This is a genomic window from Candidatus Aalborgicola defluviihabitans, from assembly GCF_016705985.1.
Lineage (GTDB): Bacteria > Pseudomonadota > Gammaproteobacteria > Burkholderiales > Burkholderiaceae_C > Allorhodoferax > Allorhodoferax defluviihabitans.
Genome location: NZ_JADJKN010000023.1, coordinates 354,960 through 381,502 on the forward strand (window position 1 = coordinate 354,960; position 26,543 = coordinate 381,502).

Below are 26,543 nucleotides of genomic sequence, written 5' to 3' on the forward strand. Positions count from 1 at the left end.
GAAATAGTGAAGAAAGTGGCGGGCTGCGTTACGCTGCCTTGGGTGTCAGGGTGTAGGGCAGGCTGCCGGCGTGCAGCGCGTCCACGGTGGCCGCGCGTAGCGTCAACACAGCGCGCTGGTTGATGGAGCCTTTGTCGGTGATCTCACCACGGTCCAGCGTGGGCGGTTCGGCCAGCAGGCACAGCTTGGCAATGCGGTTGGCGCTGCCGGTGGCACTGGCCGCCAGGGTATCCACCACCTGTTGAAAGTGCGCCAGCACCGGGGTGCTGGTCAGCACCTGGTCCATGCCGGCGTCGGCATTCAATTCGCTGAGCTTGCGACAGGCGGCTACGTTGGGGAACACCATCGCGCCGACCTCGTGCTGGTTCAGTCCAGTGATGACTGCGTCCTGGATGCAAGGTGCCCCCGCATCAATGACCTTGGCGCGCAGCGGCCCCACGCTCACGAAAGTTCCGGTGGCGAGCTTGAAGTCTTCGGCAATGCGGCCATCAAAGCGCAGGCCCTGGTGGATGTCCTGCGCGTCAATCCACTTCAGCGCGTCGCCGGTGCAGAAGAAGCCTTCCGCATCAAAATGTGCTGAGGTTTCTTCCGGTGCACGCCAATAACCCACGGTGATGTTGGGGCCCCGGTAACGTACCTCAATCTTGCTTTCGTTGGGCACCAGTTTCAGCTCTAGCCCGGGCGTGGGCAAGCCCAGGTCACCGGCCTGCACATTTGGGCTGGTGACAAAGAGGCCAAAGGGGCCGGACTCGGTCATGCCCAGGCCGCTGGTCATGACGATGCGCTGGCCCAACTCGGCTTCGGCGCTTTCAAACAGCTTGTCCCACACCGGTTGGGCCAGTGACGCGCCAGCGTAGAAGAACATGCTGACGCGGGAAAGAAAGTTCTTGCGCAGGGCTAGGTCGGTCTTCATGGCGCCGGCGATGGCTTCAAAACCGGTGGGCACATTGAAGTACAAGGTTGGGGCAATCTCGCGCAGGTTGCGCAGGGTCTCGCCAATCAGCGCGGGCACCGGCTTGCCTTCGTCGATGTACATCGTGCCGCCGTTGTACAACACCATGCCGAAATTGTGGTTGCCACCAAAGGTGTGGTTCCAGGGCAGCCAGTCCACCAGCACGGGCGGCAGCTCGGTCAGCACCGGCATGCTCTGACGCATTTGCTGCTGGTTGGCACACCACATGGCCTGGGTGTTGATGACCGCCTTGGGTAGCTTGGTGGAGCCGCTGGTGAACAGGAATTTGACGATGGTGTCAGGGTCGGTGGCCGCTATGGCGCGATCCACCGCGCTGGTGGCCACGGTATGGAGCAGCTCGGCAAAGGGCGTGCTGTCCAGACCATCCACGGTGCCAGTGGCAAACACCACTTCCACATCGCGTGCAATGGTGGCCAGCACGGCCTTGCCGTAGCGGCTGGCATCACTGGCAAACACCAGGCCGGGGGTGAGAGTGTTCACCACATGGCGCAACTTGGAATAGTCGGTGCTGATGGTGGAATAAGCGGGTGACGCCGGTGACCACGGCACTCCGGCCAGCATGCAACCCAGTGCCAGCAAGGCGTGGTTCAAGTCGTTCTCGCTCAGGATCAGCACCGGGTGGTCTGGACTCAGGCCGCGCAGCAATAGTGCCTGTGCAATCGCACGCGCCTTGTTTAGTGCTTGCGCGTAAGTAATGTGCTGCCAGTCGCCCTTGCTGCCATCAGCATTGCGAACGCGCTGGGCCATCCAGGTGCGGTGCGGTGCGGTCTGGGCCCAATGCACAAAGCGGTCGGTCATGCGAGGTGCGCAGGGCTCCAGCGCCTGTTCGGCTTTCAGATACTGCACGCCGCCTGGCGCTTCGGTCAGCACGCCACGGGTGACGCCGAAATGCAGCGAGCGGTAGACGTGGCTGGTTGTTGTCATGTGTGCCTCCTCGGGGCCGCTCAGGCTTTTTTGACCTTGGCGGCCTTGCCGTCCAAAAAGGCGCGCACGCGCTCTTTGGCTTCGGGCGCGCTCTGGGCAATGGCGGCCATCATGGCTTCGCTGACATAACCCTGGTCTGCCGGTTGCTCGGCAATCCGGGGCAGCACATGCATCAGTGCATAGTTGGTCAGCGGCGCATTTTTGGCGATGACCTGTGCCAGCTCGAAGGCCTTTTTGAATGCATCGCCTGCGGGCACCACATACTGCGACAGGCCAATACGCTCGCCGTCTTCGGCGTTGTAAACGCGGCCGGTGAACATCATGTCGGCCATGCGGGCCGCACCAATCAAGCGTGGAATGCGCACCGCGCCACCCCCGCCGACAAAGATGCCGCGCGTGCCTTCGGGCAAGGCGTAAAAAGTGGAGGCATCAGCCACGCGGATATGGCAGGCACTGGCCAACTCCAGGCCTCCGCCCACCACTGCGCCATGCAGGGCTGCGACAACAGGTACCGGTCCGTATTGCACGCGCTCCAGTGCAGCGTGCCACATGCGGGAATGGATCAAGCCCTGGCCGGCGTCGCGCTCGGACAGCTCTGACAAATCCAGGCCGGCGCAGAAGTGCTCGCCTTCACCGTCAATGACGGCGGCGTGCACGGTGGCGGGCAGTTTCTCAAACAAATCGCGGATGGACAGAATCAGTGCGTCGTTGATGGCATTTCGCTTCTTGGGGCGCGTCAGACGGATGACGGCCACTTCGTTCTGGTCGCCGCAAATGTCGAGATGGATGTCTTTGGATGTCATGGAGAGGGGTCCTCAGTTGAATGAATTATGGTTATAGACCATAACTAAATCAACGGATCTTTGAAACTAATTTCTCAGTGTTTACCCTAGAATTTTGTGGGTGAAATGCATGAACGGAGGTTCACACAAAACGGCAGGGCGCCCGACTCCATTGGGGCGGTCAACGGCCGTCCCAATGGAGTCGCAAAAATGGATTTGAAAGGCCTTACGCTGGCCCAACGCCGTAGGGTGCAGGCACCATGGCGACGATGCGCGAAAACAGGGCGCGGAATTCCCCGGTGGGGCCGGACCAAGGGTCCTTGTTGGCTTCGAATGCGGCATCGATACCGGCCCAGTCCTGCGGCGCGAGCTTTTGCTTGGCCACGGGCAGAAGTTCAGTCTCTTCTGTCACCAGATGCTTGCGGGATGATTCGATATAGCGGCTGGCCGTTGCGTCGAATTCGGCAAAACCGGCGCTGCCCGCAGTTTGGTAGACCTTCAGTGCCTCGTGCAAGGCCAGGGTGCCTCGGGCCCCCATAACGTGCTCGTGCTGCAGCTTTTCAATCAACGGTGCCAGCTCGGGAAGCACTTCCAGAATTTTCACGAACAGGACGTCATCTTCTTTGGGATGGTGCAACCGGTCGGGGACTTCGGTGATATAGGTAATCAGGGCATCCAGCAGCGTGAAATCCGGCTGCATTGTGCCGCTTCGGATGCCGTCCAGCACAATGCGAAAGGCCTGTAGCACGGCGCTCAGAGCGCGGTGCTCGGCGTGGATGATGTCGATGGCGCGCATGGTAATTCCCGTATGGTTGGAGTGCTTAGTGGCTGGAGACGCCCAGCCAGCTGTCGAGCAGTGCACTGTCGTCCAGCAGTGGCTGGCTGGGGCCTTGGTACACGCCTTTGCCGCGCTCCAGCACCAAGGCCTGGCGGGTCAGCGGCAGGATCTGGCGGGCGTGCTGCTCTACCAGAATCACGGCCATGCCGCTTTCTTCGGTGAGCTGCTGAATGATGGACAGCAGCTCCTGCACGATCAGTGGGGCCAGACCTTCCAGGGGCTCGTCCAGCAGCAGTAGTTTGGGGTTGAGCATGAGCGCGCGGCCCAGTGCCAGCATCTGCTGCTCGCCACCCGAGAGCTGGTTACCCATGTTCAGGCGGCGCTCGCCAAGGCGGGGAAACATCGCACAAACCTTGGCTACGTCCCAGTGCCCCTTGGTCGCCACCACGGTCAGATTTTCTTCTACCGTCAAGGACGGAAAGATGTCGCGTTCTTGCGGCACCCAGCCCAGGCCCAGGTGGGCGCGGGCAAAGGGTGCGACCTTGCTCAGATCCTGCCCCGCAAAGTGCATCACGCCCGATTTGTAGTCGGCGGCACCCATGAGTGTGGACAACAGTGTCGTCTTTCCCATGCCGTTGCGGCCCAACAGCGAAAGGCTGTCTCCTTCATTGAGCGTCAGCGATACATCTTCCAGTACCACGGCCTCACCGTAGCCGGCCCACAGCTTGTCCAGATACAGCAGTTCAGCCATGGACGGTCTCCCCGAGGTACACCTCTTTCACCTTTGGATCATTGGCAATTTGGTCGGGCGTGCCCTGGGTCAACAGGGCGCCGCTCACCAGCACCGATATTTGATCGGCAAAGCGGAAAACCAGATCCATGTCGTGTTCAATCAGCAGGATGGTCACATCGCGCGGCAAAGCAGCGATGGACGCAAATAGCTCCCGGCTTTCCGATGTGGGCACACCCGCAGCCGGTTCATCCAGCAGCAGGACCTTGGGCTTGGCCGCCAGTGCCAGCGCAATTTCGATGAGGCGCTGCTTGCCATAGGCCAGGCTGCGGGTTTGTTCGTGTGCAACGTCGGCCAGGCGCAAGGTGTGCAGCAGTTCGGCTGCTTCCTGCACGGCCTGAGTGTGGGCGCCCACCGGTTTGAAGAAGCGTGCGCCAAGCCCCAGGCGCTCATTCACGGCCAGCACCACAGACTCCAATACGGTCAACTCGGCAAACAGGCGGTTGATCTGGAAGGTACGGGCCAAACCGCGTTTGACGCGCTGGTGCTGTGCCAGTTGCGTAACGTCGTCGTCGTTGAGAATGACCTGGCCAGCAGTAGGCTCCAGAAAACCAGTGAGCAGGTTGATCAGCGTGGTCTTGCCAGCACCGTTGGGGCCGATGAGTGCGTGGCGGGCGCCGGCTTGCACGTTAAGGGTGACGTCATTGGTGGCAACAAAGCCGCCAAACTTCTTCACCAAGCCCTTGGTTTGGAGTGCGTAGGGGCTCATGGTGCGGCCAACTTGCGGGGAATGAGTCGCGCGGCTGCAGTGCGCAGGCCGCCCATCACGCCATCACGGGCAAACAGCACGATCAACATCAACATGGCGCCCAGCCAGAATTGCCAGTACTCGGGATTCATGTCCGACAGCACATGGTGGGCAGCCATGAAGACGATGGTACCCAGCATTGCGCCATACAGACTGCCGGACCCACCCAGCACGAGGATCAGCAACAATTCAGCCGAGCGGTTGAAGGACAGAACATCCAGTGCGACAAATTGTGTGGTTTGCGCCATCAGCGCACCGGCCACGCCGGCGTAGGCCGCGCCAATGGTGTAGATGGCGGCCAGGCGTGCGTTCACCGGTGCCCCCAGGGCTGGCATGCGGGCCACATTCAGGCGGATGCCCTTGATGGACAGGCCAAACGGGCTGTGCACCAGCTTGCGGGCAGCCCAGAACATCAGAAACAGCACCACCATGGTGTACCAGTACGCTGTCTTGCCAACCATGTCAAAACCAAAGGTGCCAAAGATAGGCTTCATCTCAATACCCTGCAAGCCGTCTACGCCGCCCGTGATGAAGGTCAGCTTGTTGGCCAACTCGAACAGCATCATGGCCACGCCCAAGGTCACCATCAGACGGGTCAGATCGGCCCCACGCAACACCAGCAAACTGGTGATAAAACCCAGTACGCCACTGGCCAGCGCTGCCACGGCAAGTCCCGATAGCGGTTCACCCCAACCGTGACTGGCCAACAGCCCTGCGGTGTAGGCGCCTAATCCAAAAAAAGCGGCATGGCCCAGTGACACGATGCCGGCATAACCCAGAATGAGATCCAGCGACAGGCAAAACAGTGCGGTGATGGCTATCTGTGTCAGCAACACCAGGTTGTCGGGGAACACAAAGTAGCCCAGCACCGGCAGCAGCCAGAAGGCCCACTCCGCAACACGCCAGCGGTCGGCGCGCTGTAGTGGCGCGAGATCAATGGAAGCAATTGACATGGTGTTGTCCTAACGAGCAGCCATACGGCCAAACAGTCCTTGCGGGCGGAACACCAGCATGACCACCATCACGGCGTAGATCACAAACGATCCCACCTGCGGTACGTAATACTTGCCGGCGACATCCACAACACCCAGGATCAGGGACGCGACGAGGGAGCCGGTAATGCTGCCGCTGCCACCCACGGCCACGACAATCAGGAAATAGACGATGTACTTGACCGGAAATCCGGGGTCCAGTCCCAGCATTTCCACACCCATGGCCCCGCCGAGCCCGGCCAGCGCACTGCCCAGCGCAAAGGTCAATGTGAAGATGCGCTCCACGTTGATACCCACGCCGCGCGCGGTGCGCGGGTTGTCCACAGAGGCCCGCAGTTGTGCGCCAAAGCGGGTGCCGCTGACCATGCTTTGCAGGCCAAACGCGATCAACAGGCTCACTGCGATCAGGAACAGCCGGTAGATACCCATATCCAGCCCCGGAAGGTTGATTTGCCCCTTGAGAAAATCAGGCAGGTTCAGCGGCTGTTGCTGCGCGCCGAAGAAGTACTGCATGGCAGACATCGACATGAACACCAGGGCGAGCGAAAACAGCACCTGGTCCAGATGTGTGGCGGTATACAGCCGCCGGTACAGGGTGCGCTCCAGCGCCACGCCGACCAGCGCCGTGGCCAGCGCGGCCAGGGGGAGACAGGCCAGAAACGGCACCCCTGCCTTGTTAAGCAGCGTGACACACACATAGCCGCCCACCATGGCAAATGAACCGTGCGCCAGGTTCACAAAGTTCATCAAACCGAGCGTGACCGACAAGCCCACGCTGATGAGGAACAGCAGCATGCCCGAAGCAATGCCGTCAAAAAGGACTGTCATGGCGGCGGTCGCTTCTGCTTATTGTTTGCCGGGGTCTTTGACGTTGGCTTGCGATTCAAATTCCACGTTTTGCAGCTTGCCGGCCACCTTCTCTACCTTGCGGATGTAGATGGTCTGCACAATGTCGCGGGTTTGCGGATCAATGCTGATGGGCCCACGTGGGCTGATCCAGGCAAGTCCCTTGGCGGCTGCCATGAACTTGTCACCTGTGGCGTCGCCGCCGGTTTTCTCCAGTGTCTTGGCGATCAACTGCATGCCGTCGTAGCCGCTGACCGACATGAAGTCTGGGCGGTCCTTGGGGTAGGCCTTGTAGTACGCAGCCACGTAGGCCTTGTTTTCAGGTGAGTTGTGCGCCTCGGAATATTGCATGGAATTGACAATACCCAGTGCGTTGTCACCTACGCCGTCGATCACGTCTTCGCCGGTCAGGTCACCGGTGGCGATGATGCGGATGCCGGCCTTGGCCAGATCGCGCTCGGCAAAGCCTTTGGTAAAGGCGATGGTCTGCTCACCGGGCGGCACAAACAGGAACACCGCTTGGGGTTTGGCATCCTTGATCTTTTGCAAGAAGGGTGCAAAGTCCGGGTTTTTCACGGGTGTTCGCACTTCGCCCACCACTTCGCCGCCGGCTACGGTAAATGTTTTCTTGAATTGTGCTTCGGCGTCCTGACCAGGGCCGTAGTCCGCCACCAGGGTGTAGACCTTTTTAATGTTGTTCTTGGCGGCCCAGGTGGCAATGGGAGCAGTCACCTGGGGCAGGGTGTGTGATACGCGCAGGATGTATTCAGACTTGGTGGTGATGGCCGATGTGGCGGCGTTCATCACGATCATGGGCTTCTTGGCTTCCGTTGCCAGGGGTGCCACAGCAAAAGCCGACGGTGTCAGACCAAAGCCAGCCAGGATGTCCACCTTGTCCTTGACCACCAGTTCCTGGGCCGCGCGCTTGCTGATTTCAGGCGCGACACCGGTGTCGTCCTTGATGATCAGTTCCACCTTGCGACCGGAGAAGCTGCCGCCGCTTTGTTGCAGGTACAGGCGTGCACCGTGTTCGATCTGCTTGCCATAGGCAGAAAATGGCCCCGACATGGGCAGTACCAGACCGATCTTGAGTGGCTCGGCGGCCTGCACCGTAAAGCAGGTCGCGCAGGCGGCCAGCACGGCAGACAGTTTGAAGGCGATGGTGAACTTTGTCATGGTTGTCTCCAGGGTTATGGTGTGGGCGTTGTCTGTGGGAAATTTTAGGGACTCACCCGTCGTTTGTCGTGGGTGGATGGTCACTAGCTGATATATACAAATTGCATATCTTGATAAGTGTTATATCGAGATGGCACAGGCCTGTGCACCCGAGTAGCTGATTGCCAGGTGGTCATGTGGCATCCAGCTGTACGCCGGGTGTCGCCATTTGAAAGGCCGGCAGGCGCCCGCAGGCTTCGTCAATAGCGCAGATATGGGGGTAGGGCGAAAGATCAACCTTGAAGCGGCGTGCACTTTCGACCTGCGGCACCAGGTACACATCGGCCAACGTAGGCGTGTTGCCAAAGCAATAGTCTCCCCGACGCGTATCGGCTGCGAGCAGGTTCTCCAGGGCTTCAAAGCCGGCCGTGATCCAGGTGGCGCACCAGGCGTTGACGGCTGCGTCTTCGCAGCCCAGTTGTTGGCGCAGGTACTCCAGCACCCGTCGGTTGTTGAGGGGGTGGATGTCGCAGCCCACCAGCGCGGCCAGGGCCCGCACCCGGGCGCGGTCTTGGGGCAGCACCGGCAACAGGGCGGGTGTGGGGTGGCGCTCTTCCAGCCATTCGATGATGGCGGGCGACTGCGTCAGCACCAGACCGTCGTCCAGCACCAGAGCAGGCACCAGCCCCTGTGGGTTCAATGCCTTGAAGGCGGCGCTGTGGTGCTCGTCCTTGCCCAGGTGGATGGCAACGTAGTCAAAATCCAACCCTTTGAGGTTGAGCGCAATGCGCAGGCGGTGCGAGGTGCCGCTACGGTAAAAGTTGTAGAGCTGCATCAGTCTTGCGCTAAGCAGTTACCGACGTTCCAGCCATACAGCCACTCCATCGCATCGTAGAAGCGCTCGGATGTTCGGTCTTTCCACAGGCTGTTGCGCACCAGGCGCTCCACGCCCTTGGCGTGGTACAGCCGCCCCATTTCCCGGCCGGACAACACGATGCGCGCGGTGCGGGCCACGCGGGATCGCTGGTACAACGCCAGCGCCTTGGTCCAGTCGTTGTCATTCACGCGCAGCGCTTCACCCAGGGTGACCGCATCTTCCAGCGCCATGCAGGCACCTTGGGCCATGTACTGGGTGGTGGGGTGGGCAGCATCGCCCAGGATGGTGGCGCGGCCAAACACCCAGGTGTCGATCGGCTCGCGGTCGGCCGTGGCCCAGCGCTTCCAGCTCTTGGGCAGTTCGATTAGCTGGCGGGCCTTGGGACAGATGCCCTGAAAGTAGCTCTCCACTTCTTCCTTGCTGCCTTCGGTGACACCCCACTCTTCCTGGTTGCGGCTGTGGAAGGTCACCACCACGTTGTATTGCTCGCCACCGCGCAGCGGGTAGTGCACCAGGTGGCAGTTGGGGCCAACCCAGATGCTGGCAGCGTTCCACTGCAGGTTCTCGGGGAAGTCCGGCCTGTCCACGACGGAGCGGTAGACAACATGGCCGGTGACGCGAGGTGGGTCGTTCACATACTGCTGGCGCACCACGGACTTGCCGCCGTCAGCGCCAATCAGGGCTTGCCCGGTGTAGGACTTGCCGTTCTGGTCAAACACCGTGACCGATTGGTCATCCTGTTCCACGCGCTCGATGCGGGTACTGGTAATGAATTGCACCTTGCCGGTTTCCTGCGCGCCTTCCAGTAACGAACGATGGATGTCGACCCGGTGAATCACCGCATAGGGGTTGCCAAAGCGTTTGCGAAAGGCTTCGCCGGTGGGGATTTTTCCGACCTGGTACTCATCGAGTGCGTCGTGCATCACCATGTAATCCGTAAAGACGGAACGGCTGCGCGCCTTGTCACCCACACCCAGTGCATCAAACGCGTGGAAGGCATTGGGACCCAGCTGAATGCCGGCGCCAATTTCGCCAATTTCGGCGGCCTGCTCAAAGACAGTAACCTCGAAACCCTGGCGCACCAGGGCCAGCGCGGCCGCCAGTCCGCCGATGCCACCACCGGAAACCAGAACAGGTAGTTGTTGTGTCATGAAATGTCTCCTCGAATCTCTTTGGGGAAATGCTTTACTCGGCTGCACCGATGGTGAGCGTTACTGCTCCAATGCCTTGCACATGGCCGGTGATGACGTCGCCGGTCTTGACTGCGCCAACGCCTTCGGGTGTTCCGGTGTAGATCAAATCACCGGGTTGCAGGTGGTAGAACAGCGATAGATCGGCGATGATTTCGCGCACGCTCCAGATCAGCTTGTCCACATTTGAAGATTGCTGGGTTTGACCGTTGACTTCCAACTCGATAGTGCCCTGGTCGATAATCTGCCCCTGCATGGGCACGATTTCCGAACACACAGACGATTGCTCTACATCCTTGCCCAAGTCCCAGGGCCGGCCTTTGTCGCGGGCCACCAGCTGCAGGTCGCGCCGGGTCATGTCCAGCCCGGCAGCGTAGCCATAAATCAGTTCATGGGCGCTATCCAGGCCGACGCGAAAGCCTGCCTTGCCAATGGCCACCACCATCTCCATCTCGAAATGGAAGTTCTGGGTTTCGGGTGGGTACGGTGTGGTGGAGTCACTGTCCAGCAGCGTGTCACGCGACTTGGTGAAGTAAAACGGCCGCTCGACGGACTTGTCCACCGGTTTGCCCATCTCGATGGCATGCGCATGGTAGTTGCGACCCACAAAGAACAGGCGGTTGATGGGGAAGCGCTCGGTCTTGCCACGGATGGGCAGGGACTGGACGGCGGGTGGCGGGAAAATGTAAGCAGTCATGGGGTTGGTTTTTGGTTTATCCGCGGTTCTCATAGACGCCGAGCTTGCGGTGCAGGGGCGACTCGTCGGCGATGAAGAGGAAAGCAGGCTGGTCGGCTTGCAGGTTTTTCAGCGTCACGGACTCGTAACCCGGTGTGCAGCAGGTGTCAGCCTCGGCCAGGGCAAAGGTCTTGCTGACCACTTGCACTTCAGCTGCGCCTTCGATCAGGTGGAACACCTGTGACGGCGAGCGTGCCGGCAGACGCAGCGTTTGACCAGGGCGCAGCATCAGTGCGTAGAAGCCCAGGTTGTTTTGCGCATCTTTGACGGTCTCCGGGTTAACGTAGGTAACCTGCACGGCTTGCAGATCGGCGCGATCCGAGGCGAGTGCCAGTAACGACGCCTTGGCTTGGGCCCAGGGGTAGCGCAGCATGGGGTAGGCCTTGTCGCTGCGCTCGAATACCGGGCTTGGCACCACGCCACCGCTGGCATAGGCCTGGTCGCCGCGCCCCGGCTTGACCTGTTGGCGCACACCTTCGACAGCGTAGGAGGTCTCGGTGTAGTAAATGATGGGCAGGTCCAGCACATCCAGCCAGACCACGGGCTGATCGCCATCGTGTCCGTGCTCATGCCACAGACCGGTAGGGGTAAGGATCAGGTCGCCGCGCTGCATGGGGCATTTTTCGCCATCTACCGTGGTGTAGGCACCTTCGCCTTCCACGACCATGCGCACGGCATTAGGTGAGTGGTAATGACTGGGGGCCCACTCACCGGGCAACAACAACTGCATTCCCAAGTACATGGCGGGACTGGCCTTCATGTTCTCCAGGCCGTGGCCCGGGTTGGCCAGCACCAGTACGCGGCGTTCCGCCTTTTCCATGGGAGTGAGCTCGCCCGCTTGCATGAGGAGCGGACGCAGCGTGGCGTAGGGCCAGTGAATGGCCTGCGTAGCGCGCGTGGGGACATTGTGCGGCAACACGGCACGCAGACTGGGCCACAGCGGCACCAGGTTTTTGCGGGTCAACGCATCGCGGTAGTCTTGGGGCAAATCTTCTAGGCGACCGAGTTCATGCATGGTCTGTCTCCGGTAATTTGTTAGGGGGTGTTGGACAGTGGGTTGGATCGTAAAAGTCGATTGACATGCTGTAAATCCGCAGCCCTTAATATTCAGTATTCGAAATTCGAATAAAGGTCGGCATGAACACCATCGATATTCGCCTCTTGCAGGTGTTGGATGCGATTTACCGCACCCGTAGCGTGACCGGCGCCGCCACGGCGCTGGATTTGGGCCAGCCCGCCGTGAGCGTGGCGCTGTCCAAGCTGCGCCAACAATTTGGTGACCCGCTGTTTGTGCGCACCTCCAAGGGCATGGAGCCCACACCGTTGGGTGAGGGGCTGGTGCGTCCGGTGCGCAGCGCATTGGAGGCACTGGCTGTGGTGCTGGGCCACCGGGATACCTTTGAACCGGCCACTTCCGAGCGCACCTTTCGCATCTGCATGACTGACATCAGTCAGTTGGTGCTGCTGCCCAAACTGTGGGCGACCCTGCGCGCTACCGCGCCCAATATTCGCATCGAGATCATTCCGCTGACCAAAGACATTGCCCGCCTGCTGGAAAGCGGGGAGGCCGATCTGGCTCTGGGCTACCTGCCGCAACTGGAGGCAGGTTTCTACCAGAACGTGCTGTTTGTTCAGCACTTTGTCTGCATGGTCAGTGCCCACCACCCGCGCATCCAGCACGAGCTGACCCTGCACCACTTTGCGTCCGAAGACCATGCCGTTATCAGTTCGTCAGGCTCTGCACCGCTGTTGATTGATCAGGAAATTGCGCGCATGGGTATCAAGCGCAAGATTTCGCTGAAGATTCCAAACTTTATCGGCGCGGCGCTGGTGGTGGAGCACACCGACCTGATCATCACCATCCCTTCGCGCTTGGGCGATGTGCTGCATGGCCGTGGCGCCTTGCGCACCTTTGCGGTCCCGTTTCAGTTACCCCAGTACGAGGTCAAGCAGCACTGGCACGAGCGCTACCACAACGACCCTGGTTCACAATGGCTGCGCCGGGTGATTGCCGAGCTTTTAACGACGCGGCCGGCAGCCTAAACGGGCATCACCCGCCTGCAAGCTTCGGTTTGACCGCCAGTTGATGTCGAAAGGCGCGCGGCGATATGCCTGCAGCGCGCGCAAACACACGGCTGAAATGGGCTGGATCGGCAAAGCCCAACGCGTAGGCAATGGTGGCCACCCGCAGGTTGGTGTAGGCCAGTCGGCGCCGGGCCTCACGCAGCACCCGGGCATCCATCAGCCGGGAGGCAGGTTCCCCAGTGGCGGCGCGCACTACGCGGCTGAGGTGGGTGGGGGAAATTGACAGGGCCCTGGCATAGTCGGCAACGCCCCAGTGCTCCAGAAAATGCTCTTCCACCAACGCCTCAAAGCGCTGCAGCAGTTGCGTTTTTTCCAGATCGGCAGGGGTCCGCTCGCTGTGCGACATGCAGCGGGCGGTCAGCCCCAAAAGGGTTGCGCACAGGCCGCGCAGCACCAGGGCGCGGGCCTGGCCCAACCCGTTGTATTCGTCCCAGATTTGTTGCATGACGGCGCCCAGCGCGGCATCGACTGCACTGACAACGGGCTGTCCCAGCGTGTGCCGCACATCGCCCACCCCGGCCAGGATCAGGTCCAGTATTTCATCCGCCAGGGTCACTACAAAGCCTTGGGTGTCGGGCTCGAAGGTGAAGGCGTGCACGGCCCCGGGGGGCACGTTAACAAGCGTCATGGCGCCAAAGGGAACGGCGCGCCCTTCCAAATGCACCATGCCGGCACCACTTTGCACCAGCATCAACTGGTGCAGGCGGCCATGGCGGTGGGGTACCAGTTCCCAGTCGTGCAGCGAGGAACGGGCAGCGATGGTTTCGCAGTGCATCACGTCGGGGAGCTGGGTGGACTCGCCGAAGAGACCGTGGGACAGAACGATGCCGTTGTGGAGTTGCATGTTCGAATCGTACAAGTTTTGGATGGAATGCGGTATTGAAGCCAGCAGGCTTTGCCATTATTCTTCGTTCACGGTATGCCCGTCGCAGCTTTCAAAATCAGGAGACATTCACATGAAAACCAGCGTTTGCATTATTGGCGGGGGCCCATCGGGCCTCATGCTGTCCCAGCTCTTGCACCTCAAGGGCATTGACACCGTGGTTCTGGAGCGCCAGAGCCGCGAATACGTGCTGAGCCGTATTCGCGCCGGCGTGCTGGAGCACGGCTTTGCGGCCCTGATGCGCGAGGCCCAGTGCGGTGAGCGCATGGACCGCGAAGGCGAGATCCATGACGGCTTCATTATTGCCCACGATGGTCAGCAGAGCCGGGTCGATTTACACAAGTACAGTGGCGGCAGCTCTGTGGTGGTGTATGGCCAAACCGAGCTGACGCGCGACCTGTATGAGGCGCGTGACAAGATGAAGGGCATCGTCATCCACAACGCCGAGGACGTGCAGCCCCACGACCTGAAAACTGCCAACCCCTTTGTGACCTACCGGGATGGCGACGAGGTCGTGCGTATCGATTGCGACTACGTCATCGGTGCCGATGGTTTTCATGGTGTCAGCCGCAAGTCCATTCCGCGTGACGTGCTCAAGGAATATGAGAAGGTCTATCCCTTTGGCTGGCTGGGCGTGCTGTCGCGCACCAAGCCGGTGTCGCCGGAGTTGATCTACGCCAAGCACGAGCGTGGTTTTGCCCTGTGCTCGCTGCGCTCACAGGTGCTGAGCCGTTACTACATCCAGGTGCCGCTCTCCGACACGGTGGAAGAATGGTCGGACGAGAAGTTCTGGGGAGAACTCAAGCGCCGCTTGCCAGCCGAGGTGGCCGCGCGCCTGATCACCGGGCCGTCCATCGAAAAGTCGATTGCGCCCCTGCGCTCCTTCGTGGCCGAACCCATGCGCTACGGCAACCTGTTCCTGGCCGGCGATGCGGCCCACATCGTGCCGCCTACCGGCGCACGCGGTCTCAACAGCGCGGCATCCGACATTTACTACCTGTACCACGCCATGGTGGCGCACTACAAAAATGGTGATGATTCGGGGCTGGACAACTACTCCGCCAAGGCACTGGCCCGTGTCTGGAAGGCCCAGCGCTTCTCATGGTGGATGACGACCATGCTGCACACCTTTGCGGACGGTATCGGTTACGACCAGAAGCTGCAGCAGACCGAGTTGGAGTACCTGTTTTCATCGGAAAAGGCACTGGGTTCGCTGGCCGAAAACTACGTTGGATTGCCGTTTTAAATTCCGCGCGCCCAGGCTGACCGCAACGCGGCGGCTTGGGGGCGGTCGATGGCCGTACGCACCTCGGCCAACAGGCGGGGCTTTTCGGCACCCAGCGTACCCTTGAGCACCAGCCAGTTGGAGGCGTGGTCGCTGCGAAACACTGTGCGTTTAAGCTCCAGCGCTTGCAGCAGTTGTTCAATCTCACGGAATAATTCATGTGGGTCCAGCGGTTCCCACTCGGGGAAGCCCTGGCGAAAGCGGGCCTCGCCTTGCGGAAAGCTCACGACCAGACTGGCCAGAAACTCGGGTTGGGTGGCGTTGGCCAGACGTGCGGACTGTAGCGCGTGCTGCTGGGTCAGCACCCGCCCGCCCAGTCCATTGAGCAGCATGACGGAGCGGGTGATGCCGGCAGCACCCAGCTTGTCCAACGCATCGCTGGTCGTCGCAAAAGTCTCGCCTTTGTTGACGCGCTGCAGCACTGTGTCGTCACCAGATTCCGCACCGACATAGGCCAGCGTCAGGCCGGCCTGTAGCAGGTCGCGCAGGTCCTGCACACTCTTGCTGCGCACATTGCGTGGCAAACAGTAACTGGAAATCCGCCGCACGTGGGGCAGGTGCGTGCGGATGGCCGTCAGCACCGCCATCAGCCGCCGGGTGGACAGCGCCATGGCATCGCCATCTCCCAAAAACACGCGCTGAACCTGGCTGCCAAATTGCTCTGCGCAGCGCTGGATAGATTGCAGCGTCTCGGCCTCGTCGCGCACGGCAAAGGCCTTTTGCGGCTCGGTGTACATCTCGCAGTAGGTACATTGGTTCCACGAGCAGCCGTTGGTCACCGGCAAAATCAGCGACTGTGCCTCGCTGGGTGGTCGAAACACTGGATTGATGTAGTGAATGGGTATAGTTGGATGCACAAAATCGACTCCATGCAGAAAGGCGCAGGCGCTCAATTGAACACCCATCTTAGTGCAACCAGCGCACTCGACCAATTGCTGGACTTGTTCCAGTTGGAAACCATTCAGGACGACCATTTCATCGGGCAAAGCCTGGATCTGGGCTTTCGCAACCTTTTTGGTGGTCACATTTTGGGCCAATCACTCGTGGCCGCAGGCAACACCTGCGCGCAACGCCGCGCCCATTCGCTGCATGCCTATTTCATCCGGGGAGGTGATCCTCTGGCGCCGATTGATTACAAGGTGGAGCGCGTGCGCGACGGCAACACCTTCAGCGTGCGCCGGGTGGTCGCATCGCAGGCAGACAAGGCCATCCTGATCCTGTCGGCGTCCTTTCAAGCGGATGAGCGAGGGTTTGAGCACCAGCTGCCAATGCCGCAAGTGCCTGCGCCCGAATCGCTACCCAGCGCTGCCCGCAGCAGCCGTCCGGTGCCGGAGTTGATCCCCTTGCAGGCGGGCGCCCAGGGGACGCCTGATCTGGCCTTCGACATTCGCCCCATCGACCCAGTGGACCCCTTCCACCCTGAGAAAAGGCCACCCCACCAGTCGATTTGGTTTCGCGCTGCCGGCCCAGTGCAGGGCGATCAGGCCTTGCACCAGTGCCTGTTGGCCTACGCTTCGGATTTTGGTTTGCTGGGCACCAGCCTGCGGCCCCATGCCGCCACTTACTACCAGCCCAACATGGTGACCGCGAGCCTGGACCATGCCATGTGGTTCTACAACGACTTCCGCATCGACGATTGGTTGCTATATGACTGCACAAGCCCGGCCGCCAGCCAAGCGCGGGGCCTGAACCACGGCAATATCTTTCGCCGTGATGGAACACTGGTGGCCTGCGTCACGCAGGAAGGCCTGATCCGGCGCGTGCCAGGCGTGTAGGCGCCTAAACGTCTAGGCACATTTTGGGTGTCTAGGTCTTGGCCACAAAGGCCTGGCGCAGGGTCTGAGGATCGAAACCCTGGGCGGCAATGGTCGAAATCAAGGGAAACAGCAGCAACTTGCGGTCCTGCTGGAGAACGGCAGCGTTGGGTAATAGGGGCGCATAGCGCAATGGCAGCGGTAAATTCCCTAGCGAGACGCTGGTTTGTGATTCGGAGACACTGGCGTTTGTGTAGAAATATCCCATTCATTCTGGAGAGACACCATGAACAAACGCGCATTCCTGGCCACCTCGGCACTCGTTGGCCTTATGCCCCTGACCGCGTTGGCGGCTGCCAAGACTCCAGCGCGCGGGCCGGTGCTGCTCACGGTCAGCGGGGCCATCATGCGTTCCAACCGAGGTGCGCTGGACCCGGCGCTGGACCAGATGATGGCCAAACATGGCCTGAAGTTTGACCGTGCCATGGCGTTTGATGCGGTCGATTTGTACCGTCTGCCGGCCGTCACGATCCGCCCGACGCTGGAATACGATGCCAAGCCCCACACGCTGTCCGGCCCGTTGGTCAGTACCGTGCTGGCTGCCGCCGGTGTGGCGCTGGACGGCGCCTTCACCATTGGCCTGCGGGCTGTGGATGGGTACAACGTCAATGTAAGCTTGGCCGAGTTACAGCGCATGCGCATGCTGGTGGCCACCCATATGGACGGCAAGCCGCTGGCCTTGGGTGGGCTGGGTCCGCTGTGGGCCGTGTTTGACGCCGGTGCGGTCGCGCCCTACAAGGACCAGCCGCTGAAGGAGCGCTTTGCCCAATGCCCTTGGGGGCTGTACCACATGGACGTGCAGAAGACCTGAGCTGGTTGTAGCTGGTTAAAACGCAGATAGCTACAATTTTTGTAGCTATCTATGTATATTTGACGAGGGCTAGAGGCCTATTTTTCTTGTAACTATTTGGTGTTGACGTTGATGCCGGCAACGGCTTCCACCTCGACCAGACAGTCGTAAAACGTGGGCCCCTGGCCCATGTCGGTCAGCTTCTGGCTGGTGAGCTGGTTGACGTTGGTGCCGGCCAGCCCCAGCTTGCGCCACCAGAGCCCCATCCCATTGACCACGCCGGCACGGGCGCGGGAAGACACTACGGCCTTGCAGCGGTATTCGCCACGCCGGTTGAACACGCGCACCACGTCGCCCGAGCGAATGGCGCGGGACTGGGCGTCACTGGCATGCATCTCCAGAATGGGCTCGCCCTCCATGTCGCGCAGGCTTTTCACGTTGACAAAGGTGGAGTTGAGAAAGTTGCGCGCAGGCGGTGAAATCATGGCCAGCGGGAACTCACTTGAAGTACCCACCGCCTCGTGGTTGGGCACATGGTCTGGCAGGCCGTCCTGCCCTTGGGCCTGCAGGCGTGCACTGAAAAATTCACAGCGCCCGGATGGCGTGGGAAAGCCGCCTTGGGCAAACGGGGCCTCGGCCACTGGCAGGGTGGCATAGCCGTGCTTTAAGAGCATCTCAAAGTCCACGGCATCGCCATAGGCGGCGCGGCACATGGTCAGATCGCTGTCGGTAAAGCAGGGGTCGCTCAAACCCATGCGCTGGGCCAGTTCACGAAAAATCTGGGTATTGGACTTGGCTTCGCCCAGCGGCGCAATGGCGGGTTGGTTGAGCAGCACATCGGTGTGGCCGTAGCTCAGGTGGATGTCCCAATGCTCCAGTTGCGTGGTGGCGGGCAGGATGTAGTCGGCGTAATCAGCCGTGTCGGTCTGGAAGTGCTCCAGTAACACGGTAAACAGGTCCTCGCGGGCAAAACCAGCTGCCACTTTGGCGGATTCGGGGGCCACTGCCACCGGGTTACTGTTGTATACAACCACCGCCTCAATGGCCGGGCCAAACTCCGGGGAAGCCGGGCGCAGCAAGTCGTCCCCAATGGTCACCATGTTGATGGTGCGGGGTGTGCGCCCTGCCAGCAGGTCGGGGCGTTCCAGGGCTTTGGTGTTCACCGGAAACTGGCTGGAACTCGACAGCAACACCCCGCCTGCGCGGTGGCGCCAGGCGCCAATGAGTGCGGGCAGGCAGGCAATAGCGCGCACGGCATTGCCGCCGCCGTGCACCCGCTGCAGGCCGTAGTTCATACGGATGGCAGCCGGCTCTTTGCGCTGCAGGCAGCCACCGTAGTCGCGGGCCAGTGCGCGCACCTGCTCGGATGGGATGCCGCAGACCTGGGCCGTGCGTTCTGGCGGCCACTGCAGCGCCCGCGCGCGCAAGGCATCCCAGCCCAGGGTGTAGCGCTGCAGGTAGTCGTGGTCCAGCCAGTCGTTCTGGACCAGTTCGTGCATCAAACCCAGCGCCAGGGCCGCGTCGGTGCCGGGCAGCAGGGCTATGTGCTCGTGGCATTTATCGGCGGTTTCGGATTTACGCGGGTCAATGCAGATCAGCTTGGCGCCATTGCGCTTGGCTACCTGGGCGTAGCGCCAAAAGTGCAGGTTGCTGGTGATGGAGTTACTGCCCCAAATGATTATGAGCTTGGACTCCGCAAAGAATTCGACCCGCATGCCCACCTTGCCGCCCAGGGTCTGGGTCAACCCTTCGCTGCCAGCGGAGGCGCAAATGGTCCGATTCAGCAGGGACGCCCCCAACTGGTGGAAGAAGCGTTCGGCCATGCCGTCACCCTGCACCAGGCCCATGGTGCCGGCGAAGCTATAGGGCAGGATGGCCTGGGCCGCCTCAGGCCCCCGGTTTACGATGGCTTGGAGGCGCTGGGCAATGTCAGTCAGCGCCACGTCCCAGCTGACCGGTTCGAACTGGCCCGCCCCCTTGGGGCCGCTGCGCTTGAGCGGATGCAAAATGCGTTCGAGGTGGTAGGTGCGCTCGGTGTAGCGCGACACCTTGGTGCACAGGGCGCCGTCGGTGTGCCGGTGTGCCGGGTTGCCCTGGACCTTGGTGGCCACACCATCTTGCACCGTGGTCACCAGGGAACAGGTGTCGGGACAGTCGTGGGGGCAGGCTCCCAGCACCTCGTGGGTACCGGTCACCTGGATGGGAAAATGAGAATCACGCATGCCCGGCATGGTAAGGCTTGCGGCGCAATAATGCTGAATTGACCCAACTAAAACCCCGCTGCCCGCTATGAAACTGATTGATGAAATCGTCACCGCCGCGCCGGCCATTGCTGCCCTGCGCCGTGACCTGCACGCGCACCCAGAGCTGTGTTTCAAAGAAGTACGCACGGCCGACGTGGTGGCCGCGCAGCTCACCCAATGGGGTATTCCCGTGCACCGGGGCTTGGGTACCACCGGCGTGGTGGGCATTGTCAAGGCGGGCACCTCGGACCGGGCCATTGCCCTGCGCGCAGATATGGACGCCCTGCCTATGCAGGAGTCCAATACCTTTGCGCACACCAGCCAACACGCCGGCAAGATGCACGCCTGTGGCCACGATGGCCACACCGCCATGTTGCTGGCTGCTGCCCAGTACCTGGCCACCCACCGCAACTTTGACGGCACGGTGTACCTGGTGTTTCAGCCAGCCGAGGAGGGGGGTGGTGGCGCTCGCGAAATGATCAAGGACGGGTTGTTTGAGAAATTTCCGGTGCAGGCGGTGTTTGGCATGCACAACTGGCCGGGCTCAGAAGTGGGGCATTTTGCGGCCAGTGCCGGACCAGTGATGGCATCGAGCAACGAATTCAAGATCACCATCCGCGGCAAGGGCGGGCACGCGGCCATGCCGCACAACGCGCTGGACCCAGTGCCGGTGGCCTGCCAGATGGTGCAGGCGTTTCAGACCATCATCAGCCGCAACAAAAAGCCCATTGATGCGGGTGTCATTTCGGTCACCATGATCCATGCCGGCGAAGCCACCAACGTCATCCCCGACAGTTGCGAGTTACAGGGCACGGTGCGTACCTTCAGCATTGAGGTGCTGGACATGATCGAACAGCGCATGCGCGAGATGGCTGAGCACACGGCAGCAGCCTTTGGCCTGGAATGCAGTTTTGAATTTGTGCGCAATTACCCGCCCACCATCAATTCGCCTGCCGAGGCCGAGTTTGCCCGCCAGGTGATGGTCGGTATCGTGGGCGAGGACCGCGTGCGGGCACAGGAACCGACCATGGGCGCCGAAGACTTTGCCTACATGCTGATGGCCAAGCCTGGCTGCTACAGCTTCATCGCCAATGGCGACGGCGATCACCGCGAAATGGGCCACGGAGGCGGTCCGTGCATGCTGCACAACGCCAGCTACGACTTCAATGACCGGTTGATCCCATTGGGCGCCACCTATTGGGTCCGTCTGGCAGAGGCGTGGTTCTTGCGATAGGGGCGCAGTCCTAGCAGGCGGGGAACCGCACGGCCGCCATTTGCAACAGGCCGTCAAAAATCAGGTTGTCCACCAGTTCAAACGGCAGCGACATGCTTGGCGCCATCTTCCAGCCCGCACCCCCGGTCATGATGCACATTGGTTCGGCACCGCAATGCTGGCGAACGTGCTGGACCATGCGTTCTACTGCGCCAGCAATGGCATAAGTGCCACCACTGGTCAGCGCGTCGCTGGTGTTGGTGGGAAATTCCTGCACTTCGCCGGTGGGTACGTGCAGGCCGGCGGTGCCGGATTCCAGGGCGCGCAGCATGATGCCGTGGCCCGGCAGGATCAGTCCACCCAAAAACTTGCCGCTGGCATCCACCGCTTCCACGGTCACAGCGGTTCCCACCATCACGACCACCATGGGGCGTGGTGCGCCTTGGGCAAGCATACGGTGGTATGCGCCAATCATGGCGACCCAGCGGTCGGCGCCCAAGCGGGTGGGGTGGTCGTAGCCATTGCGCAAGCCCGCCTCGGCCTCGCTGGAAACCACCCACTGCGGCGACACATCCCATAACTCCATCTGCTCCTGCAGGCGGCGTTTGACTGCGTCGGCGGCGACCACGCAGCCCAGGATGCAGTGGGGTGCTGACAAACCATTCCAGGCGCCATCGGAGAGTCTGTCAATATTTTCCAGAAACTCCGCGCCTTGGGCCAGGAGCAGGGCGTCAGGAAGGGGGGACGCATATTGCGCCCATTTGAGGCGCGTATTGCCGATATCCAGAGCCAAAAAAGTCATGGCTGATTATCCCTGCCGCCAGGGCAGCCCCCGCATACGCCAGCCCCCCTTGTTGCCACGGTGGGCCTGGGCGTCAGGGTCGCCCTCAAAACCCTCCAGAATGTTGTAAGCCTCCAGGCCGAGTTCGGTGGCGCGTTTGGCGGCGGCGACCGAGCGCACGCCGCTGCGGCATAGCAGCACGACCTTTTTGCCGGCCAGAACCGCTGCACGCAGGCCTTCATCAAAACCGGGGTTCATGGCCATGCCAGGCCATTGTTTCCAGGCCAGGTTGACGGCACCGGGTACAAAACCCACCCATTCGCGTTCGGCATCGGTGCGTACATCCACCAGTACGGCGTCGCCCGCCAGCCACCAGGCACAGGCCAGGTTTGCGGACACGTCACCGGCGTAGCCAGGTGCCGGCAGCACGGCGTGTATCTGCGTGCCTCCAGCGTCGTGGCGCAAGCCAGACATCTGATTGGCTGGCACGGCCTCATCGATGCGCTTGGGGCGGGGCAGGTTCAGGGCCTGCATGATGGCCACAAACTCGTCCATCGTTTTACCAGCCACGCGGGGGTTGCCGGTGCGCTCGGCGCCGATGGTGGTGTGGGTATGCCCGTGGTAGTCATGTCCTGGCCAAACCAGGGTGTCATCGGGTAGTTTGAACAGAACTTGGGTGAGGCTGTGGTACATCTCCTCGGCGCTTCCCGATTGGAAATCGGTACGGCCGCAACCATTGATCAGCAGCGTGTCGCCCGTGAATACATGGTTGTGCCAGAGGTAGCACATGCTGCCGGCGGTGTGGCCGGGTGTATGCAGGGCGGTGAGTGCCTCGTTGCCGAAATGCAGCACACTGCCATCCACCAATTGCATTGCCGCTGTATCAATGCCGCAGCCACTGGGCGCGGCGGTTTGGGCGCCGGTGTGCTCGGCAAGCCGTGCGGCACTGGTAATGTGGTCGGCGTGGGCGTGGGTTTCCACCGTCCAGGCCAGGGTGAGTCCATATTGGCGCAGCACCTCCAGGTCCCGGTCCAGTTGTTCGTCTACCGGGTCAATGATGATTGCCTCACGCGTGCCGGCGTCAAAGACGATGTAGGTGTAAGTGCTGGATGCGGGGTCAAAAAGTTGAATGGGTTGCATGGGGCTCCTTCTAACGGGCAAGGCCTCTACGACAAGAAATCAAGATGGAATGTAATGGATTTGAACGACCATTTGTCGAAGGTGAAATTGGTGCCACGTAAGCCGGAGGATGGCCAAATGGTTTACAGTTGACGTTTACGTAAACGTCAATCGTGCGAAGCGCAGCACGGTGATTTAGGAGCCCCGCATGAGCAACCTGTCCGCCGAATTCAAAGCCATGGCCAACTACCGGCCTGCGAACAAGGTGCGTTTTGTCACCGCTGCCAGCCTGTTTGACGGCCATGACGCCGCCATCAATATCATGCGCCGCATTCTGCAAAGCATGGGTGCCGAGGTGATTCACCTGGGCCACAACCGCAGCGTGGATGATGTCGTTACGGCGGCTTTGCAGGAAGACGTGCAGGGCATTGCCATCAGCTCCTACCAGGGCGGTCACGTTGAATATTTCAAATACATGGTGGACCTGCTCAAGGCGCGGGGCGGTTCTCACATTCGGGTGTTTGGTGGCGGCGGTGGCGTGATCGTGCCCAGCGAGATTGCCGAGTTGCAGACCTACGGCGTGACCCGCATTTACAGCCCCGAAGATGGCCAGCGCATGGGTCTGGCCGGCATGATTGGCGAGATGGTGATGCGCTGCGACCAGGATTTGTCTTCCTTTGCCCCCACCTCGCTGGATGCCATCCAGGGGCACAGCCAGCAAGCCTGGCGCGCGCTGGCCCAACTGATTACCGGCCTGGAAGGTTTTGATGAAAAACACCCGCTAGCCCTCGAATTGCGTACACAGGCCGCTACAAAAAAGATACCGGTTCTGGGTATTACCGGCACCGGTGGTGCCGGCAAATCGTCGCTCACCGATGAGCTGATCCGTCGACTGCGCCTGGATCAGGGCGACGCGCTGCGGTTGGCCGTCATATCCATCGATCCGTCCCGTCGCAAAAGCGGTGGTGCGCTGCTGGGTGACCGCATCCGCATGAACGCCATTGGCCCCTGGCAGAACGGCGACCGGGTGTTCATGCGCAGCCTGGCTACACGCGACTTTGGCTCCGAGATCAGCCAGGCACTGCCCGACGTGATTGCCGCCTGCAAGGTAGCGGGTTTTGATGCAATCATTGTTGAGACTTCGGGCATTGGCCAAGGCGACGCCGCCATCGTGCCGCTGGTGGATGTGCCGCTGTACGTGATGACGCCCGAGTTTGGCGCTGCCAGCCAGCTGGAAAAGATCGACATGCTGGACTTTGCGGAGTTTGTGGCCATTAACAAGTTCGACCGAAAGGGCGCCAACGACGCCCTGCGCGACGTGTCCAAACAAGTGCAACGCAACCGCGAAGCCTTCAGCACGCCACCCGACAAAATGCCGGTGTTTGGCACCATGGCCGCGCGCTTCAACGACGACGGCGTGACCGCCCTGTACCAGGCGCTGCTGCCGCGCTTGCAGGAACTGGGCTTGCCAGTAAAGGGCACCGGGCTGTTGCCGGTAGTGAACGTGCGTTTCAGCTCCAACCAGACACCCGTGGTGCCAGCGGCCCGCACCCGCTATCTGGCCGAAATCAGTGATACGGTGCGCAGCTACAAGCAACAGGCTCGCGCGCAGTCCCGTTTGGCCCGCGAGATCCAGCAGCTCAACGAAACAGCCCGCATGCTGCAGGACGATGACGCCGCCCGCGATGGTGCCAAGACCACGGTGCTGCGCCTGGCTGGTGAACGCGCCGAGCGCCAGGACCCGGCCGCCAAGAAGCTCGTGGCCCAGTGGCCAGAAATGCAGCGGGCCTATGCCGGCGACGAGTACGTGGTGAAAATCCGCGACAAAGAAATCCGCACTGCGCTGACCACCAAATCTTTGAGCGGCACCACCATCCGCAAGGTGGCCCTGCCCACCTACGAGGACCATGGCGAAATTCTCAAGTGGTTGATGCTGGACAACGTGCCCGGCAGCTACCCCTACACCGCCGGCACCTTCGCCTTCAAGCGCGAGGGCGAAGACCCGACCCGCATGTTCGCCGGTGAAGGCGACGCCTTCCGCACCAACCGCCGCTTCAAATTGCTGTCGGAAGGCATGGCAGCCAAGCGCCTGTCCACTGCGTTTGATTCGGTCACGCTGTATGGGAATGACCCGGACGTGCGTCCCGACATCTACGGCAAGATTGGGAACAGCGGCGTGAGCATTGCCACACTGGATGACCTGAAGGTTCTGTACGGCGGCTTTGATTTGTGCAACCCGGCCACCAGCGTGTCCATGACCATCAACGGCCCGGCGCCCAGCATTCTGGCCATGTTCATGAATGCGGCCATCGACCAAAACCTGGAAAAGTTCAAGACCGACAACGGCCGCGAACCGACCGATACCGAGACCGAAAAAATCCGCGAATGGGTGCTGGCCAATGTGCGCGGCACCGTGCAGGCCGACATCCTGAAAGAAGACCAGGGCCAGAACACCTGCATCTTCTCCACCGAGTTTTCATTGAAGGTGATGGGCGACATTGCCGAGTATTTTGTGCACCACAACGTGCGCAATTTCTACAGCGTGTCCATCAGCGGTTACCACATCGCCGAGGCCGGTGCCAACCCCATCAGCCAGTTGGCCTTCACACTGTCCAACGGTTTCACGCTGGTCGAGGCGTATCTTGCACGTGGCATGCACATTGACGACTTTGCGCCCAACCTTTCCTTCTTCTTCAGCAACGGCATGGACCCCGAATACACCGTCATGGGCCGCGTGGCGCGCCGCATCTGGGCCGTGGCCATGAAAGAAAAATACGGTGCCAACGAGCGCAGCCAGAAGCTGAAGTACCACATCCAGACCAGTGGCCGCAGCCTGCACGCGCAAGAGATCCAGTTCAACGACATTCGCACCACGCTGCAAGCGCTGATCGCCATTTACGACAACTGCAACAGCCTGCACACCAACGCGTTTGACGAGGCCATCACCACGCCCACCGAAGACAGCGTGCGCCGCGCCATGGCCATCCAGCTCATCATCAACCGCGAGTGGGGTCTGGCCAAGAACGAAAACCCCAACCAGGGCGCCTTCATCATCGAAGAACTCACCGAGCTGGTGGAGGAGGCCGTGCTGGCCGAATTCACCGCCATTGCGGATCGGGGCGGCGTGCTGGGTGCCATGGAAACCGGCTACCAGCGCGGCAAGATTCAGGACGAGAGCATGACCTACGAGATGCTCAAGCACACCGGCGAGCTGCCCATCATCGGCGTCAACACCTTCCGCAACCCGCATGGCGATGCTGTGATGGACAAGCTGGAGCTGGCCCGATCCACCGACGACGAGAAACAGAGCCAGCTGAAGCGTCTGGCCGACTTCCATGCCACGCACGCAACGGAGTCACCCGCCGCACTCCAGCGCTTGCAACAGGCCGTCATTGAAAACAAGAATGTGTTCGAGGTGTTGATGGATGCGGTGCGGGTGTGCTCGCTGGGACAGATCACCAATTCGCTGTTTGAAGTGGGTGGGCAGTACCGACGCAATATGTAGGTCTTGCCGTCGGCCTTTGCTAAACTCAAGCGAT

General features: G+C 61.0%; 24 protein-coding genes and 1 pseudogene. 6 read left to right on the forward strand and 19 right to left on the reverse strand.

The window, feature by feature from the left end; all coding sequences use genetic code 11:
* Positions 1–28 precede the first annotated feature (28 nt).
* The 12 genes from IPI80_RS17660 to IPI80_RS17715 form a co-directional block, all read right to left on the reverse strand.
* The gene (locus IPI80_RS17660) at positions 29–1,897 is read right to left on the reverse strand and encodes a feruloyl-CoA synthase (protein ID WP_413862432.1); all 1,869 of its coding nucleotides are present in this window, start codon (positions 1,895–1,897) and stop codon (positions 29–31) included.
* 20 nt (positions 1,898–1,917) lie between these two features.
* The gene (locus IPI80_RS17665) at positions 1,918–2,700 is read right to left on the reverse strand and encodes a crotonase/enoyl-CoA hydratase family protein (RefSeq protein WP_413862433.1); all 783 of its coding nucleotides are present in this window, start codon (positions 2,698–2,700) and stop codon (positions 1,918–1,920) included.
* A 205-nt stretch (positions 2,701–2,905) separates the two neighbouring features.
* A complete protein-coding gene (locus IPI80_RS17670) occupies positions 2,906–3,475 on the reverse strand; it encodes a hemerythrin domain-containing protein (protein WP_413862434.1) in 570 nt (189 codons plus the stop codon).
* Positions 3,476–3,500: 25 nt separating this feature from the next.
* Positions 3,501–4,208 (reverse strand): ABC transporter ATP-binding protein, encoded by a 708-nt coding sequence (locus IPI80_RS17675; RefSeq protein ID WP_413862435.1) that lies wholly within the window; start codon positions 4,206–4,208, stop codon positions 3,501–3,503.
* Positions 4,201–4,956 (reverse strand): ABC transporter ATP-binding protein, encoded by a 756-nt coding sequence (locus IPI80_RS17680; protein WP_413862436.1) that lies wholly within the window; start codon positions 4,954–4,956, stop codon positions 4,201–4,203. Before IPI80_RS17680 ends, IPI80_RS17675 begins: the two co-directional genes overlap by 8 nt.
* Positions 4,953–5,948: a branched-chain amino acid ABC transporter permease gene (locus IPI80_RS17685; protein WP_413862437.1), complete on the reverse strand. Its 996-nt coding sequence runs from the start codon at positions 5,946–5,948 to the stop codon at positions 4,953–4,955. Before IPI80_RS17685 ends, IPI80_RS17680 begins: the two co-directional genes overlap by 4 nt.
* A gap of 9 nt (positions 5,949–5,957) precedes the next feature.
* Positions 5,958–6,815 (reverse strand): branched-chain amino acid ABC transporter permease, encoded by an 858-nt coding sequence (locus tag IPI80_RS17690; RefSeq protein WP_413862438.1) that lies wholly within the window; start codon positions 6,813–6,815, stop codon positions 5,958–5,960.
* Positions 6,816–6,833: 18 nt separating this feature from the next.
* Positions 6,834–8,009 carry an ABC transporter substrate-binding protein gene (locus IPI80_RS17695; RefSeq protein ID WP_413862439.1) on the reverse strand — a complete coding sequence of 392 codons (1,176 nt, stop codon included), beginning with the start codon at positions 8,007–8,009 and terminating at the stop codon, positions 6,834–6,836.
* 172 nt (positions 8,010–8,181) lie between these two features.
* The gene (gene maiA, locus IPI80_RS17700; RefSeq protein WP_413862440.1) at positions 8,182–8,823 is read right to left on the reverse strand and encodes a maleylacetoacetate isomerase; all 642 of its coding nucleotides are present in this window, start codon (positions 8,821–8,823) and stop codon (positions 8,182–8,184) included.
* Positions 8,823–10,016, reverse strand: coding sequence for a 3-hydroxybenzoate 6-monooxygenase (locus IPI80_RS17705; RefSeq protein ID WP_413862441.1), 1,194 nt, complete (start codon positions 10,014–10,016; stop codon positions 8,823–8,825). The genes maiA and IPI80_RS17705 overlap by 1 nt, the downstream gene beginning before the upstream one ends.
* A gap of 34 nt (positions 10,017–10,050) precedes the next feature.
* Entirely contained in the window at positions 10,051–10,752 is a 702-nt protein-coding gene (locus IPI80_RS17710) for a fumarylacetoacetate hydrolase family protein (protein WP_413862442.1), read from the reverse strand.
* 16 nt (positions 10,753–10,768) lie between these two features.
* Positions 10,769–11,806: a cupin domain-containing protein gene (locus IPI80_RS17715; protein WP_413862443.1), complete on the reverse strand. Its 1,038-nt coding sequence runs from the start codon at positions 11,804–11,806 to the stop codon at positions 10,769–10,771.
* Between the two features lie 122 nt (positions 11,807–11,928).
* Between IPI80_RS17715 and IPI80_RS17720 the strand changes: the two genes are divergently transcribed.
* On the forward strand, positions 11,929–12,834 hold the full coding sequence (locus IPI80_RS17720; protein WP_413862444.1) for a LysR family transcriptional regulator: 906 nt from the start codon (positions 11,929–11,931) through the stop codon (positions 12,832–12,834).
* A 7-nt stretch (positions 12,835–12,841) separates the two neighbouring features.
* On the opposite strand, the gene IPI80_RS17725 is transcribed toward IPI80_RS17720, so the two are convergent.
* Positions 12,842–13,720 carry a helix-turn-helix domain-containing protein gene (locus tag IPI80_RS17725; protein ID WP_413862445.1) on the reverse strand — a complete coding sequence of 293 codons (879 nt, stop codon included), beginning with the start codon at positions 13,718–13,720 and terminating at the stop codon, positions 12,842–12,844.
* A 112-nt stretch (positions 13,721–13,832) separates the two neighbouring features.
* Here IPI80_RS17725 and pobA point away from each other — a divergent pair, with 112 nt between their 5' ends.
* Positions 13,833–15,005 carry a 4-hydroxybenzoate 3-monooxygenase gene (gene pobA / locus IPI80_RS17730; protein WP_413862446.1) on the forward strand — a complete coding sequence of 391 codons (1,173 nt, stop codon included), beginning with the start codon at positions 13,833–13,835 and terminating at the stop codon, positions 15,003–15,005.
* On the opposite strand, the gene IPI80_RS17735 is transcribed toward pobA, so the two are convergent.
* The gene (locus tag IPI80_RS17735; RefSeq protein ID WP_413862447.1) at positions 15,002–15,901 is read right to left on the reverse strand and encodes a radical SAM protein; all 900 of its coding nucleotides are present in this window, start codon (positions 15,899–15,901) and stop codon (positions 15,002–15,004) included. The genes pobA and IPI80_RS17735 overlap by 4 nt on opposite strands.
* A 36-nt stretch (positions 15,902–15,937) precedes the next feature.
* Between IPI80_RS17735 and IPI80_RS17740 the strand changes: the two genes are divergently transcribed.
* On the forward strand, positions 15,938–16,819 hold the full coding sequence (locus tag IPI80_RS17740; protein ID WP_413862448.1) for an acyl-CoA thioesterase: 882 nt from the start codon (positions 15,938–15,940) through the stop codon (positions 16,817–16,819).
* Positions 16,820–16,850: 31 nt separating this feature from the next.
* On the opposite strand, the gene IPI80_RS17745 is transcribed toward IPI80_RS17740, so the two are convergent.
* Positions 16,851–17,066 (reverse strand): hypothetical protein, encoded by a 216-nt coding sequence (locus IPI80_RS17745; protein ID WP_413862449.1) that lies wholly within the window; start codon positions 17,064–17,066, stop codon positions 16,851–16,853.
* A gap of 18 nt (positions 17,067–17,084) precedes the next feature.
* On the opposite strand from IPI80_RS17745, the gene IPI80_RS17750 reads away from it, so the two are divergent.
* On the forward strand, positions 17,085–17,669 hold the full coding sequence (locus IPI80_RS17750) for a molybdopterin-dependent oxidoreductase (protein WP_413862450.1): 585 nt from the start codon (positions 17,085–17,087) through the stop codon (positions 17,667–17,669).
* 92 nt (positions 17,670–17,761) lie between these two features.
* Here IPI80_RS17750 and IPI80_RS17755 read toward each other — a convergent pair whose 3' ends face one another.
* Positions 17,762–19,870, reverse strand: coding sequence for a molybdopterin-containing oxidoreductase family protein (locus IPI80_RS17755; protein ID WP_413862451.1), 2,109 nt, complete (start codon positions 19,868–19,870; stop codon positions 17,762–17,764).
* Between the two features lie 67 nt (positions 19,871–19,937).
* On the opposite strand from IPI80_RS17755, the gene IPI80_RS17760 reads away from it, so the two are divergent.
* Positions 19,938–21,125 (forward strand): M20 aminoacylase family protein, encoded by a 1,188-nt coding sequence (locus tag IPI80_RS17760; RefSeq protein WP_413862452.1) that lies wholly within the window; start codon positions 19,938–19,940, stop codon positions 21,123–21,125.
* Positions 21,126–21,135: 10 nt separating this feature from the next.
* Here IPI80_RS17760 and IPI80_RS17765 read toward each other — a convergent pair whose 3' ends face one another.
* The 3 genes and pseudogenes from IPI80_RS17765 to IPI80_RS17775 form a co-directional block, all read right to left on the reverse strand.
* Positions 21,136–21,906, reverse strand: a complete 771-nt coding sequence (locus IPI80_RS17765) for a type III pantothenate kinase (protein ID WP_413862453.1) — start codon at positions 21,904–21,906, stop codon at positions 21,136–21,138.
* Positions 21,907–21,912: 6 nt separating this feature from the next.
* Positions 21,913–22,359: a rhodanese-like domain-containing protein gene (locus IPI80_RS17770; protein WP_413862624.1), complete on the reverse strand. Its 447-nt coding sequence runs from the start codon at positions 22,357–22,359 to the stop codon at positions 21,913–21,915.
* Positions 22,345–23,025 (reverse strand): annotated as a pseudogene (locus IPI80_RS17775) (MBL fold metallo-hydrolase); the annotation flags it as partial. The gene IPI80_RS17770 and the pseudogene IPI80_RS17775, both read right to left, overlap by 15 nt.
* Before the next feature lie 187 nt (positions 23,026–23,212).
* On the opposite strand from IPI80_RS17775, the gene icmF reads away from it, so the two are divergent.
* Entirely contained in the window at positions 23,213–26,509 is a 3,297-nt protein-coding gene (icmF, locus tag IPI80_RS17780; protein ID WP_413862454.1) for a fused isobutyryl-CoA mutase/GTPase IcmF, read from the forward strand.
* The last annotated feature ends 34 nt before the right edge of the window (positions 26,510–26,543 follow it).